Here is an 11674-nt window from a genome sequence, read left to right on the forward strand (position 1 = left end):
TCTGGATAGTAGGAAGGAGAGTAGGAATGGAGAACAAAAATAGGAAAGAATTTCAAAGGAAAATGCAAGCACGTCATTTAGTTATGTTATCACTTGGTGGGGTAATTGGGACTGGATTATTTCTAAGTTCAGGTTACACGATTCAACAAGCTGGTCCATTTGGTACAATTCTTTCCTACCTGATTGGTGCATTAGTGGTTTATCTAGTTATGCTGTGTTTAGGTGAGCTTTCCGTACATATGCCTGAAACGGGTGCATTTCATAGTTATGCATCTAAATACATTGGACCAGGGACAGGGTATACAGTAGCTTGGTTGTACTGGTTAACTTGGACTGTTGCCTTAGGTTCTGAATTTACTGCTGCAGGATTGCTTATGCAGAGATGGTTTCCATCCATCAATGTCTGGATATGGAGTACGCTTTTTGCCATTTTAATCTTTGTATTAAATGTACTGACGGTTAAATTTTTTGCTGAATCTGAATTTTTGTTTGCCTCTATAAAGGTAATCGCTATTGTAATATTTATTGTTTTAGGAGCAGCGGCAATAGTAGGTTTTGTGCCGATGGCTCATTCAAAGTCAGCGCCATTCTTTTCTAACTTTACAAGTACAGGTCTATTTCCTCATGGTGCTTTTGCCATTATAATGACGATGCTTGCCGTTAACTTTGCTTTTTCAGGAACGGAATTAATAGGAATTGCAGCCGGTGAAACAGTGAATCCAGAAACAACGATACCAAAGGCCATTCGTATTACGTTGTGGAGATTGATTATCTTTTTTGTAGGAACGATCATTGTTTTATCTGCGTTATTACCTAGTTCCGATGCAGGAGTATTAGAGAGTCCCTTTGTTGCGGTTCTTGAACGAGTTGGGGTGCCATATTCGGCAGATATTATGAATTTCGTTATACTAACGGCTATTCTATCTGCTGCAAACTCAGGCCTTTATGCCTCTTCTAGAATGCTGTGGTCGCTTGCCAATAAGAACACAATATCTCCTACTTTTGCAAAAATGACAAAACAGGGTGTTCCAATCAATGCGGTCATTTTCAGCATGTTGGGAGGAGCTTTGGCTCTGTTCTCAAGTATCGTGGCACCGGATACTGTGTATATTGTGCTAGTTTCCATTTCAGGTTTAGCAGTGGTTGTAGTTTGGATGAGTATTAGTGCTTCACAGTTCCTATTTCGCAGACAATATTTAAAAGAAGGAAATTCTGTAGATGACTTGGTCTATCGCACACCATTCTATCCGTTGGTACCAGTCGCTTCTTTTATCATTTGTTTTGCGTCATGTATCGGGATTGCGTTTGATCCTACACAACGAATTGCTTTATATTGTGGTGTTCCATTTATAGTGTTTTGCTACGGAAGTTATTATCTAGCACAAAATGTAAAGAAAAGGGGAATAGATTATGTCCAACAAAATCAATCCAATTGATGCTATTTTATCTCAACATTCAATTATGCTACTTGACGGAGCACTGGCTACAGAATTGGAGTCACACGGATGTAATTTGAATGATTCCCTTTGGTCAGCACGTGTATTACTTGAGAATCCGGAATTAATTTATCAGGTTCACTCTGACTATTTTCATGCTGGAGCGGACTGTGCCATTACGGCAAGCTATCAAGCTACTGTTGATGGTTTTTCTGGGCGCGGAATACAAGAAAGGGAAGCTTTAGAGTTAATTAAGCAAACAGTGTTACTTGCAAGAAGAGCAAGGGATGATTACTGGAGGAAAAATACGCAAACGAATAGGCCTAAACCATTGGTTGTTGCATCAGTTGGTCCTTATGGAGCTTACTTGGCAGATGGTTCAGAATATATTGGTAATTATGGTGTCACAGATGAAATATTAGCAGAATTTCATCGTTCAAGAATGTCAGCGTTGATTGAAGCAGGGGCCGATCTATTAGCCTTTGAGACGATTCCTTCCTTGCAAGAAGCAAAAGTATTAGATTCATTATTGCGGGAGTTTCCAGAAACATATGCTTGGCTATCCTTTTCTTTAAAAAATGAGAAAGAGATAAGTGATGGTACTAAGCTTGCGGATTGTGCAAAGTTGTTTGAGGGAAGTGAACAAATTGCAGCAATTGGTATCAATTGTGCACCAGTAGCTGTTGTCACAGGTGCTATCCAAGAATTGAGTAGAAACACAAAAAAACCGATTCTTGTTTATCCGAACTCAGGTGAAATGTATAGTCCAGAAACCAAAACATGGTCTGGTCAACAATTATGTAACAGTTTCGATATTAAATCTAAAGAATGGTACAATGCAGGGGCTCGGTTAATAGGAGGATGCTGCAGAACCACACCTCATCATATTGAGGAGATTTCAAAAACATGGCGGACTTCCTAGACTTGTATCTGAACAAAGCAAACTGAGGGCAAGGGCTGAACATCCACTATTAAGCATCCAAATAAGCCGGGAAGCTTTGTCTCACTTTGGGCCAGTTCCTGGGATGATGCTGGAAACAGTATTATTCAAGAGATTATTAAGGTATATGGTCTAGATAATGAAGAGCTAAACAACCGTTTTTCTTTAAAATGAAGGCCTTTTGAAAATTTTAGTTAGTATCTAACAAAGGGAGATTATCTGACAAGACAAGCTCCCTTTGTTCTATTAAATATAAAAACCTCTAATCTCATTTACTTATGGTGCGGTTCACCGTGACGTATGTAAATAAGGTTCTCTTGGATCACCCTACCCCCTCTCACTTCCTCCTTTAAATATGAAGTCTTGTCCTTAATTGAGTAACCAGCGATAGTGAAATAAGCGCAGATTTTTCGGCTAGATGCAGAATAGAGCTCGTTCCGGGGTTTATAAGGGGAGGTTTTCTGATTATGCAAAGCAAAATTACACATTTTCATATTTTTCGAGTCAATAGGCGGAATCTCTCCGTCTATTTATCAGATCGGGTACTTAACCTGTTCCCCAAACCGATAAGAGATATAAACTTTTCTTCTGTATAAAGTATATCCTTATTGGTCGACTTAATCTCCATGAAAAGTCCCTCCAATAAATTTCTTAATGGAGGGATTTATCTAAGATAGTTAATTTCAACGGTGGTTAGCTCAACTTCATGACTACGGGATCTGTCCCCATTTAGTGATGAAACCCATTATCACATTTCGTATCATGTGGCATAGGCCCGTCCAGGGAATCCAGAAAGGCAACAGCCTGTTTGAGGTTCCTCAAAAATAAATGCGCGAGATCCATGGAAAATCCATTTCGAACCACAACGCGCATAATCGTCACCGCTTCCATATCTGGAGGCAATGGATAGGCGGGTACTTGCCAGCCGAACACACGCAATTGTCGAGATAAATCATAAAGATTCCAGTTTAATGTGTAACCATCTTTCAGTCGCCAAGCGAAAACCGGAATATCCGAACCATCGGACAAAAGTTCGAACGGTTCCATCTGCTGAATTGCCTTGCTAAGAAAAAGAGCGACTTTCTGAGAAGCCCTTTGGACATCATGGTACCCATTTTTTCCTAAACGCAGGTAATTGTAGTATTGCAGGAGCACTTGTGCGCCAGGACGAGAGAAATTCAGGGCAAAAGTCGGCATGTTCCCGCCCAAATAGGAGACGCGGAAGATTAGATCCTCAGGGAGATCTTCAGCTTCCCGCCAAATTATCCAACCCAACCCAGGGTAGACTAATCCATATTTATGTCCGGATACATTGATGGACTTCACCCTCGGTAATTGAAAATCCCAGACTAAATCTGGTTGAAGAAACGGTGCTATAAATCCTCCCGAAGCCGCATCCACATGCATGGGAATGTCGAGGCCCGTCCTCTCCTGTAAATCGTCCAACGCTTTCGCGATGGCGGCAACCGGTTCGTAAAGCCCGGTATAAGTCTCACCGAGAATCGGTACCACACCAATCGTATTTTCATCCACGGCAGCGAGGACCCCCTGAGGATCCAATCGGGGATGCTCTGGGCTAACCTTCACATAGCGTGGTTCAACCTCCCAATAGTTCGCGAATTTTTCCCAAACGACTTGAACAGCAGAACTAAACACAATATTGGGCCGATCCACCGGCTTCCCTTCGCTTTTGCGTGCGTTTTGCCAGCGTCTCTTTAACGCAAGCCCCCCGAGCATACATGCTTCCGACGATCCAGTTGTTGAAACGCCCATAGTCGTAAGGGGGGTGGGCGAATGCCAGAGGTTGGCTAAAATGCGGACACACCGCTCCTCAATTTCAGCTGTCTGTGGATATTCATCCTTGTCAATCATGTTCTTGTCGAATGATTTGGCATATAAGTTCTCTGCGGCAGGCTCCATCCATGTGCTAACGAATGTTGCAAGATTCAAGCGGGCATTGCCATCAAGAGCAATTTCATCATGGACGATTTGATACGCTGTTTCTGGTAACATGCCTTCATCAGACATGTGAAAGCGCGGAACGACTGATTCTCCTGCGCGGGCAAACAGAGGATTTATAGAAAATTCGTGAGGCAGCTCCATTTGCACGTGACGCGGTAGATATTGTGGATTATCTGGTATGATCTCTTTTCCTTCGTATGCATCGTTTTGAACTTCTGTTTTTCGATTCTGTGGCATACAAGCCCCCCTTAATGAATTGTTTAACAAACATATTATTTACAAAAAAGCATTTGTTAAACGCAAGTGGCGGTGTATATTCTGAAGGACCAGCAGCTGAAATGGAAATGGCTATTAAATATGTAGCAAATATGATGGGCTTCTTCGGTGCAAAAGATATAGAGAAAGTAGTAATTGAAGGCCACAACCAATTCCCAGATAGAGCAGAAGAAATTATTGCGTCAGGGCTTGAAAAAGCTGTTAAAGTAGCAAGTACGTTTTAATTAACAAAATAAAAGACAGTAAAGTAACTTTTTAAATAATGAAAAAAACGCTATTCTTTTTATAGAAATATATAAAAAGAATAGCGTTTTTCATGAACGTTTCTATCAAAGGAGTTGACTAAAAAGCAAAATGGAAAGCATATTATTGAAGTATTTGACTAAATTTACAACGTTGAATGAAGAAGAACAACAAGCAATCGTTAAAGATATACTGATTGAAGAATATAAAAAAGGAACAATGCTCCTTAGACAAGGAGATGTTCCTACTACATGTTATTTCGTATTGAAGGGATGCGTTAGGCAGTATTCTATAGATGAAACTGGAAAAGAGGTTACATCTAATTTCTACATGGAAGAACAAGCAATTGCAAATTTCAATTATCATAAACAAGACAAGTCATCGGCGTATTCTTTAACTTGTGCAGAAGACTGTATATTGGTCGTTGGTGACCTTGATACCGAAAAGGACATGTATAACAAATATACACAATTGGAAACAATGATACGCAAGATGATTGAAGAAAAACTAGGTGACATGCAAGATGAAATGGCTTCATTTCTTGCATCTACACCTGAAGAACGCTACAAAGCACTTTTACAGAAACGACCGCATTTAACCAATCGTGTACCTCAACACCAGCTGGCAAGTTATCTTGGTATTACTCCAGAGTCATTAAGTAGAATTAAGAAACGAATCTATAAAAATAATTTTTAGGAAGCCCAGACTTTTCCTCCCTTGAACAGTAACCATATACCAAAACCCAATTCTCCTGCAATCATCGGCACACTAAATACAAGGTTAAGTATTGAAATGGCTTCATCATATTCTGGAAGAAACGTGTTGCACAGGTGAATGACGATGTAGCCTATTGAAGCAAGCAATAATAAGATGCTAATGACTTTTGGTATGCTGTTTGATTTGAAAGCTATATAACCCACAACCATGAGATGCCCGCCAAAAATGATTAAACCAATAGACCAAATAGATTGAAATGCCTCTAAAAATAGCATCATTTGTGCTTGAAGTTGATCTGTTTTAAGTAATGAGAAATAGTCTGTATATTTCGTGAGAAGCAACGCAAATATTAAATTTAGTATGGCGATTCCCAATATAGCCGCATAGGTAAGGCGGAGCCATGCACCTAGCAATGAAAGGTTTTTATGAATGGGCTTCAGGAAAATATAGAAAGCCCAGGCGACCACAATGTCACTTATTAGGATGATGATCCAGCCAAAGATTTCAGCTTTGAAAAGGCTATTTGATGACATGATGTTGTGAAATGTGGCGCTGGCATCGCCTTTCACAACAAGGCTTGCATGGGCAAATCCATAGGAAAAAAATGAAACAAGTGCCATGATGATAAGCAATATACCAGCAGTTAGGGCGTATTTTCGTTGATCCGATTGCTTTTTTACTATGATAGCCATAAGATAACCTCCTATATTACATTATTAATTTTCATTTTAGTGGGGAGGTGATGAATGGTCATTGACTTAAGTCAAGAGTGGAAATTTAATAGATGTCCTTAAGCATCTATTAACAATTTAATAGATTGAGAATATAAATATAAATATAGATCAATATAAATTAATACCAAACAAAATTAAATAAACGATTCAGGAGTGTTCTATCATGTCATTTGGAATTGATGTTAGTCACTATGAGGGGACAATTGATTGGAATCAAGTAAAGAATGATCCTAAACAGGTAAACTTTATGTTTGCAAAAGCAACAGAGGGTTCTGAGCAGGGTACCAATTATGTTGATCCAACCTTTCAATACAATATAAATGGTGCCAATCATGTTGGCATTCTTACAGGAGCTTACCATTTTTTTCGAGCAATCTCTGTTAATGATGCGAAACAAGAGGCTGCTTTCTTCATTAAAAATTTACAGAACGTCACATTAACTGCGCCTGTATTTGTGGATGTAGAAGTTAATGATGGGAATTTAGATCCAAATACATTAACAGATGCTGTGAATGCATTTTTAACAGAATTAAAAAATGCAGGGTATATAAATAACGGAGTTTATAGCAATCTATATTTCTTTGAAAATAGTCTAAATCCTTCACGTTTACTAGAAAATACTTTATTGTGGATTGCACGTTATAATGACAGGGGTCCAGGAATTGACTGTGATATTTGGCAATACACAGATAGCGGAACAGTACAAGGGATTCATGGTAATGTCGATTGTAATACATCCTATATAGATTTAGATATCAGTAATCCTAATGGAAGCAGCAACTATATAGGGGTTGCTACAATCACAGGTGATAATGTGAATTTAAGAGATCAACCTTCCATGAATGGCAATGTGATTCGTACATTACATCATAATGAGTCGTATAAAGTATATTATGAACAAAATGGATGGTTAAGCGTAGGGAAAGATCAATTTATTTATTATGATCCTAGTTATATTTGTTACTGTAACTATATAGGAGTTGCTACAATCACAGGTGATAATGTGAATTTAAGGGATCAGCCTTCTATGAATGGCAATGTGATTCGTACATTACGTCATAATGAGTCGTATAAAGTATTTTACGAACAAAATGGATGGTTAAACTTAGGAGGAAATCAATTCATTTATTACGACCCTAGTTATATAAATTATGAATTACTTTCTGTATGTTCTAATTGTTAAATAGTGGACAAACTCCAAACGGTATACGCTGCGGTTGTTAAAATTGTTAGTAATATAATGGGGGTTACCCATCAAATTGAACTGTACCTCGAATCGTGGACACTAAAAAAGCCCATGATTCGGGGTTTTTGTTTCTTTACACTTATCCTCTCGTTTTCGATAGCTATGTTTTTTCACCTTGAATGAACCATAAAGATAAAAGATGAAATAGAAACTTATTGTATATTAGCTAATTCAACAATCAGGCACATGTACATACCATTGGAGCTTTATCCCTTTATGGGATATAATCTGTTTTCATGAATCTTGTTCAAAATATAATAATGGTTACATTTTGGGGTATCCAATAACCAATAAAACATCCTAAAAACCGACTGAAGATCAGTATTTAATAGAATATTCGTAGTAATTGAAGTTGGCATGATTCTTGCATAATAAACTGCAACTTCTGAATTTTATAACAAATAGAAATGAGGTGGATGGCCTTTTAAGGAGCCAATAAAAATAACGGGGGCAAAACTCTAAAGGATAGAGGAGGAGCAAGATGAAAAAAAATTTTTGGAATTGGGGGATACTTCATGCAATCTATTAGGAAAGAGACAGCGGTTGAAGATCAGAAGAGAGTAGAAAAGAAAAGAAGATTCGTACAGCCTGACGCTTATGTTCTATTATTTTTCGTTGCATTGATCTGCGCTATTGCCACATACATTTTACCAGCAGGTGCATTTAAAAGGATAAAAAAAGGAGATATCACCACGACGGTACCTGGAAGTTTTCATTTTGTTCATTCACATCCCACTGGTTTCGTAGAATTCTTTACTACAATCCAAAACGGAATGGTAAAAGGCGCGCCGCTTATTTTCCTTATCCTATTTACAAGCGGAGCCTTAGCTGTCATTGAAAAATCGGGTGCAATCGATGCGTTTCTTAAGTCCACCGTTACCCGATTCAGGAATCGCTTGCTATTTTTAATTATCCCTGTAGGGTTGATATTTTCTATTTTAGGAACAACTGGAATTGTGGTCAATTCTGTAATCGCTTTCATCCCATTAGGACTACTTATTGCACGTGGGTTGAAATTGGATCCTATTTTCGGCGTTGCCCTTATTTATCTAGGAACCTATGCTGGTTGGAACGTACCTGTTTTTGCCCCTCAAACGCTTGGACTATCGCAGCGTATTGCCCAACTTCCGCTTTTCTCGGGAATGGGCTACCGGATCATTATCTACATAGCGTTTCTGGCCGCTACTATTATATATATATATATGTATGCACGCAAAATTAGAAAGGACCCAGCCAAGAGCATCCTTGGCCCAGAATCGTTCACTTCTGAGGTTGCAGTGAAAGGTGCTGAAATAGAGACTACGGTAAAGGTTTCCTTGCAGCAAAAGCTAATCTTATCGTTTGCGGGATTATCCTTGTTAGGTTTTATAATTTTCTCTCAGAGATTTAAATGGACAGAAAATGAAATGGCTGGTCTTTTCATTTTTATTGCCATCGGCGCCGGTTTGATTGCACGAATGAGTGCAAATGACATTGCATCGACATTTATTCAAGGCTGTAAACAAATGGTCTATGGAGCTCTCATTGTGGGGATGGCCAGAGCAGTGGGCTTAATCCTTGAGGATGCAAAGATATTAGATACTATCGTCAATGCGTTGGTCCATCTCCTTGAACCGTTGTCTCCGATTGCCGCTTCGATTGGAATGTTTATCGGAAGTGCAGCTCTGCACTTTTTGATTTCTTCCGGTTCCGGGGAATCTACCGTGTTGATGCCGATTCTTGTCCCTTTGGCAGATTTACTGCATATTACACGTCAAGTAGCTGTTCAGGCGGTTATATTTGGGGAAGGGGTAGTAAATACCATCAATCCAACATCCGGTGTGGTGATGGGGGTACTAGCAATGAGTGGTATCCCCTATGGAAAATGGCTGAAGTTTATGCTTCCATTAACGGCAGTTTGGTTTGTTCTCGGATGTCTTTTCATCATTATCGGTATGATGATCAACTGGGGACCTTTCTAAGAGATTGACGATAAATAAAGGGGACTTCAAATATGAATAAAGTACTAGAATACTTAAAGCAACACCAAGGAGATATCCTGGAAAAGGGGACTTCAAATACGGATAAAGTACTAGAATACTTAAAGCAACACCAAGAAGATATCCTGGAGGATCTAAAAACACTTGTGCTGGCTGAATCGCCTTCGCATTCGAAAGTACGGGTCGATCAATGTGGAGAAGTGATTCAACAGCTGTTTAAGAAGTATCTTGACGTTGAGGCGGAAGTGATTCTCCAAGAGCATGCGGGGAATCACCTGCGGTTTAGTTATGGGAAAGGCGATGCCCAAATCTTAATCATATGCCATTTTGACACTGTCTGGGAGGTGGGAAGGCTTTCCTACCGAGTAGAAGGAAACAAGGCGTATGGGCCGGGCATCCTGGATATGAAAGGAGGAATTACCCAAGCCCTTTGGGCGCTGAAAGCTTGCCGTGAGTTGGGGATTTCCTTAAACAAGAAAATCGTTTTCTTATGCACTAGTGATGAAGAGGTTGGAAGCAAAACGTCTAGGGCATTGATCGAACAGGAAGCTTTAAAGAGCCAGGTTGTTCTCGTTCCTGAGCCGGCAGCGCCACATACAGGTGCACTTAAAACAGTTCGAAAAGGAGTTGGCAAGTTTTCGATCCAGATTAAAGGAAAAGCAGCGCATGCAGGGCAGGATCATCGGGATGGAATCAGCGCGATACAGGAAATGGCTCATCAAATTTTATTCTTGCACTCACTTACTGATTATGAGTTGGATACAACTCTAAATGTCGGCGTGGTACGAGGAGGGACTGCCGGAAATGTGGTAGCAGAACAAGCGGAACTGGCCGTGGATCTGCGAATCAGCCAGTTCGGTGAGGGGGAGCGTGTTTCGAAAATCATTTATGGGCTAAAGCCGCATCTGGAAGGGATATCCTTACAGGTTTCAGGTGGAGTTATCCGTCCGCCTATGGAAAGAACAGCTCAAAATGAAAAATTGTTTAATCTGGCAAAAACATGTTCATCTGAATTAGGGTTTCACTTGACTGAGGAATCAGTGGGTGGGGGCAGTGATGGGAATTTCACTTCCGCATTAGGCATTCCAACGCTAGATGGGTTAGGTCCAGTGGGAGAAGGTAACCATGCCGAAATTGAGCATATTGAAATCAATCAACTTCCCGTTAGGGCTGCCTTGATTGCCCACCTTCTTCGTAAATTATAATTTTAATAAAAAAATGCAACTCCAGGTTTGGAACTTGCATTTTTTTTTCGCATAGGAAAGTTTAAATTAGAAAAAGCGTGAAAAACGAACGAACTTTCCTATCGAGATAAAAAACTTCCTCTAATAGCGGTCTGGTTTCCTTGAAATACTCTGATAGGAGTTTTTATTTATAGTTTTAGGTTTATTTTTAGGTTATTTTCATTCTAAAAAAGAGATTTTAAGAGGAGAGAAAAATGGAGAGACCAAGTATTTTACTGTTAACAAGAGGGGAAAAGCTAGCACAAACCTTTGAGACTAACCTGAGAATGTTTTTCGGTACAAATATTCAGATTTATGCTGTTCATGAGCACGAGGAGCTGGATAGCCAATTAGTGGATGAGTGTGAACTGATTCTAGTTTCGGCCGAAAGTATATTGGATCGTTTACCGAAACCACTCCATGAGCGGGCACTGTTTGCTAGAAGAACCGTTCATTTGCCAAAGCTCGAACAACTGATGGATTTAGCTCCGGGAACCCAATGTCTATTTGTCTCGAACAGTATGGACACGATTGTAGATGCCATTGAGCTTTTGAATCGTCTGGGGTTTGATCATTTGCACTTTATTCCATATGTTCCGGAGCCAGCGGAAATCCGGCCTGTACTTGAGGGTATCGATGTGGCGGTTACTCATGGATTAAAAGAACTTGTCCCGGAGACGATTGGTAAAGTGATTGATTTGGGCATACGCCCGATCGATTTGACAACGATTTATGATATTGCTCAACAATTGAATCTTCCTATAGAAAATGCGTATTTCTATACAGCAGAGTTTTGTCCGCCTTGGAAGAAATTTAGCCAATTCCGTAAACAATGAGAAACGGTTAAATCAATAGTTGGAATCCGTATTTTTGTGCTTCATGCGTGGTCAAAGTATAGTTTTAGGTTTGTTTTTAAGT

9 protein-coding genes and 1 pseudogene are annotated in these 11674 nt (G+C 39.7%); 8 read left to right on the forward strand and 2 right to left on the reverse strand.

Annotated elements, in window-relative coordinates; translation table 11 throughout:
* Positions 1-26 precede the first annotated feature (26 nt).
* Positions 27-1436, forward strand: coding sequence for an S-methylmethionine permease (gene mmuP, locus AB1284_RS03495; protein ID WP_429751623.1), 1410 nt, complete (start codon positions 27-29; stop codon positions 1434-1436).
* The gene (gene mmuM, locus AB1284_RS03500; RefSeq protein WP_429751621.1) at positions 1411-2358 is read left to right on the forward strand and encodes a homocysteine S-methyltransferase; all 948 of its coding nucleotides are present in this window, start codon (positions 1411-1413) and stop codon (positions 2356-2358) included. Before mmuP ends, mmuM begins: the two co-directional genes overlap by 26 nt.
* A 747-nt stretch (positions 2359-3105) precedes the next feature.
* On the opposite strand, the gene AB1284_RS03505 is transcribed toward mmuM, so the two are convergent.
* Positions 3106-4575 (reverse strand): glutamate decarboxylase, encoded by a 1470-nt coding sequence (locus tag AB1284_RS03505; protein ID WP_429751620.1) that lies wholly within the window; start codon positions 4573-4575, stop codon positions 3106-3108.
* 53 nt (positions 4576-4628) lie between these two features.
* Between AB1284_RS03505 and AB1284_RS03510 the strand changes: the two are divergent.
* Both AB1284_RS03510 and AB1284_RS03515 read left to right on the forward strand, forming a co-directional pair.
* Positions 4629-4838, forward strand: a pseudogene (locus AB1284_RS03510) (NAD(P)H-dependent oxidoreductase); the annotation flags it as partial.
* Positions 4839-4968: 130 nt separating this feature from the next.
* The gene (locus tag AB1284_RS03515) at positions 4969-5553 is read left to right on the forward strand and encodes a Crp/Fnr family transcriptional regulator (protein ID WP_429751619.1); all 585 of its coding nucleotides are present in this window, start codon (positions 4969-4971) and stop codon (positions 5551-5553) included.
* On the opposite strand, the gene AB1284_RS03520 is transcribed toward AB1284_RS03515, so the two are convergent.
* Positions 5550-6266, reverse strand: a complete 717-nt coding sequence (locus AB1284_RS03520; RefSeq protein WP_429751617.1) for a DUF4386 domain-containing protein — start codon at positions 6264-6266, stop codon at positions 5550-5552. The two genes, AB1284_RS03515 and AB1284_RS03520, sit on opposite strands and share 4 nt — an antisense overlap.
* Positions 6267-6471: 205 nt before the next feature.
* Here AB1284_RS03520 and AB1284_RS03525 point away from each other — a divergent pair, with 205 nt between their 5' ends.
* The 4 genes from AB1284_RS03525 to AB1284_RS03540 all read left to right on the forward strand — a co-directional run bounded on the left by AB1284_RS03525 (position 6472) and on the right by AB1284_RS03540 (position 11592).
* The gene (locus tag AB1284_RS03525) at positions 6472-7491 is read left to right on the forward strand and encodes a GH25 family lysozyme (RefSeq protein ID WP_429751616.1); all 1020 of its coding nucleotides are present in this window, start codon (positions 6472-6474) and stop codon (positions 7489-7491) included.
* Positions 7492-8069: 578 nt separating this feature from the next.
* Positions 8070-9515: a YfcC family protein gene (locus AB1284_RS03530; protein WP_429751615.1), complete on the forward strand. Its 1446-nt coding sequence runs from the start codon at positions 8070-8072 to the stop codon at positions 9513-9515.
* 32 nt (positions 9516-9547) lie between these two features.
* Positions 9548-10738 (forward strand): M20 family metallopeptidase, encoded by a 1191-nt coding sequence (locus tag AB1284_RS03535; protein ID WP_429751614.1) that lies wholly within the window; start codon positions 9548-9550, stop codon positions 10736-10738.
* 233 nt (positions 10739-10971) lie between these two features.
* Complete coding sequence (locus AB1284_RS03540; protein ID WP_429751612.1) at positions 10972-11592, forward strand: hypothetical protein; 621 nt, start codon at positions 10972-10974, stop codon at positions 11590-11592.
* Positions 11593-11674: the final 82 nt, after the last annotated feature.

Origin of the sequence: Bacillus sp. S2(2024) (assembly GCF_050474045.1) — a bacterium.
Lineage (GTDB): Bacteria > Bacillota > Bacilli > Bacillales > Bacillaceae_G > Bacillus_A > Bacillus_A yunxiaonensis.

Bases quoted from the DNA above. Each gene is read 5' to 3' on its own strand.
- mmuP (WP_429751623.1), top strand. From the start codon at position 27: ATGGAGAACAAAAATAGGAAAGAATTTCAAAGGAAAATGCAAGCACGT.
- mmuM (WP_429751621.1), top strand. From the start codon at position 1,411: ATGTCCAACAAAATCAATCCAATTGATGCTATTTTATCTCAACATTCA.
- AB1284_RS03505 (WP_429751620.1), bottom strand. From the start codon at position 4,575: ATGCCACAGAATCGAAAAACAGAAGTTCAAAACGATGCATACGAAGGA.
- AB1284_RS03515 (WP_429751619.1), top strand. From the start codon at position 4,969: ATGGAAAGCATATTATTGAAGTATTTGACTAAATTTACAACGTTGAAT.
- AB1284_RS03520 (WP_429751617.1), bottom strand. From the start codon at position 6,266: ATGGCTATCATAGTAAAAAAGCAATCGGATCAACGAAAATACGCCCTA.
- AB1284_RS03525 (WP_429751616.1), top strand. From the start codon at position 6,472: ATGTCATTTGGAATTGATGTTAGTCACTATGAGGGGACAATTGATTGG.
- AB1284_RS03530 (WP_429751615.1), top strand. From the start codon at position 8,070: ATGCAATCTATTAGGAAAGAGACAGCGGTTGAAGATCAGAAGAGAGTA.
- AB1284_RS03535 (WP_429751614.1), top strand. From the start codon at position 9,548: ATGAATAAAGTACTAGAATACTTAAAGCAACACCAAGGAGATATCCTG.
- AB1284_RS03540 (WP_429751612.1), top strand. From the start codon at position 10,972: ATGGAGAGACCAAGTATTTTACTGTTAACAAGAGGGGAAAAGCTAGCA.